Source organism: Caballeronia humi, from assembly GCF_001544475.1.
Lineage (GTDB): Bacteria > Pseudomonadota > Gammaproteobacteria > Burkholderiales > Burkholderiaceae > Caballeronia > Caballeronia humi.
On the sequence record NZ_FCNW02000152.1, the window covers coordinates 1 to 2,241 of the forward strand.

General features: G+C 64.6%; 2 protein-coding genes. Both read right to left on the reverse strand.

Features of this window, described 5'->3' with window-relative positions:
• Position 1: 1 nt before the first annotated feature.
• Positions 2-1,303: a C4-dicarboxylate transporter DctA gene (gene dctA, locus AWB65_RS34645; RefSeq protein WP_087671232.1), complete on the reverse strand. Its 1,302-nt coding sequence runs from the start codon at positions 1,301-1,303 to the stop codon at positions 2-4.
• Complete coding sequence (locus AWB65_RS34650; protein WP_087671233.1) at positions 1,300-2,229, reverse strand: LysR family transcriptional regulator; 930 nt, start codon at positions 2,227-2,229, stop codon at positions 1,300-1,302. The genes dctA and AWB65_RS34650 overlap by 4 nt, the downstream gene beginning before the upstream one ends.
• Between the last annotated feature and the right edge of the window lie 12 nt (positions 2,230-2,241).

The following is a 2,241-nucleotide window of genomic DNA, read 5'->3' on the forward strand; positions in this document are numbered from 1 at the left end:
TTCAGCCCGGCAGGTCGGCGGGCTGATCGAAGGGTTCCTCGGGCCCATGCGCGAGGCTCAATGCTTCTTTCAGGCGCGCCCGGTCGCAGGCGCGCTCCCACATCGATACGAAGATCACCGCGCACGCGTTGCTGATAACGCTCGTCAGGGCGCGCGCCTCGGACATGAAGCGATCGATGCCGACCAACAGCGCGACGCCCGCCAGCGGCAGATCGGGAATGACGGCGAGCGTCGCGACGAGCGCAACGAGCCCGCTACCCGATACGCCCGCCGCACCCTTCGATGTGAGCAGCATGACCGCGAGCATCGTCGCGATCTGTCCGCCGGAGAGGTGTACGTCGCACGCTTGAGCGATGAACATCGACGCGAGCGTCAGGTAGATTGCCGTGCCGTCGAGGTTGAACGAATAGCCGGCGGGCAGCACGAGACCCACGATCCCCTTGTCGCAACCAAGCGCTTCCAGCTTGACGATGAGGCGGGGCAAGACCGGTTCCGTCGACGACGTCGCGAGCACGATGACAAGTTCTTCGCGAATGTAGCGCAGCAGCCGCCAGAGCGAGAAGCCATGCAGGCGCGCGAGCGGACCAAGCACGCAGACGACGAACAGCAGGCACGCCGCATAGAACGACACCATCAGCATGCCGAGCGAGCCAATCGAGCGGATGCCGAAACGGCCCACCGTAAACGCCATCGCGCCGAACGCACCGGCGGGCGCGAGCCGCATGATCAGCGCGAGGATGCGGAACAGCACGTGCGCGATGCCATCGATGAATTCCTGTACCCGCTGTCCGGCGCTTCCGCTGGCGTTCAATGCGAAGCCGAACAGAAGGGCGAGCAGCAGGACCGGCAGCACCTCGCCTTTCTCGAACGCGCCGACAAGCGTCTCCGGAATCACATGCAGGGCGAATTCGACGAGTCCGTGCGACTGCGTGCGCGTCGAATACTGGGCGAGGACGGCCGTGTCCAGATGACGTGCGTCGATGTGCAGTCCCGCTCCGGGGTGCAGCGCGAACGCGGTCGCGAGCCCCAGGACGAGCGCAACGATGGTGAGAAAATAGAACAGCGCCAGCGCTTTCAAAATGGTGCGGCCGATCTTCGAGCCGCTCGAAAGGGAGGTAATGCCGGTGACGATCGTGCAGAAGACGATGGGCGCGATCATCATGCGCACCAGCGCGACGAACGCATCGCTGAGCGGCTTGAGCGAGGCGCCGACCTGTGGCCAGAAGTGGCCGACGGTCATGCCAAGCCCCATGCCGAGCAGGACCTGGACGTAGAGCAGATTGAAAGGCCTCGGCAGTGTCATTTCGGAGTCTTCTTCGCCGCACCGGCCATGCCGCTGCGTTTCGTGTCGAGGATCGTCTGATAGAACTGTTGCGCGGCCGGCGCGAGCGGCCGCCCCCTGCGCCGGACGATGCCGACTCGCCTCGTCACGACCGGATCGACGAGCGGCACACTGGTCAGGATCGGATGGTCGCGCATGGGCATCGCCATCGAGGGCACGGCGGCCACGCCGAGTCCCGCTTCGATCAGGCCGAGCATGGTGGTGACATGCCGCGTCTCGCAGACGCTCGGCACTGTCGGCGCCACGGTCGTCAACGCCTGATCGAGCAGCAGGCGGTTGCCGGAAGTCTTGTCGACGGAAACGTATTCGTGTTCGTACAGCTCGCTCCACGACACCCGCGTTTTTTTGGCGAGCGGATGATCGCGGCGGCACGCGGCGACGAACCGTTCCTGCAACAGGACCTTGAACTCGACCTCGGTCTCCTGGCTGCCCATGAAGCTCACGCCGAAATCGGCTTCACCGCTGATGACCGAGCCGAGAACTTCGTTCGCGCTCGAGTCGAGCAGCTTGACCCGGATGCGCGGATAACGGGTGTGATAGGCCGCGACGACGCTTGGCAGGAAATAGTAGGCAACCGACGGCACGCACGCGATGGTTACATGACCCAGACGGCTGGTGGACACGTCGCGGATGCCGAGCAACGCGACATCGAGGTCGTCGAGAAGTTGTTCCGCGCTTGGGGCGAACACGCGGCCTACCGTCGTGAGCGTGACACTGCGGGTGGTCCGCTCAAAGAGCCGCACGCCGAGCGCTGCTTCGAGCTTCTCAATGCGCCGGCTCAGCGCGGGCTGCGAGATGTTGACCGCGTCCGCTGCCTTGCGGAAGCTGCCCAATTCCACGACGGCTCGAAACGCCTGCAAATCGTTCAGATCGAAGTTGACGCCCACGAGCCATTCTCC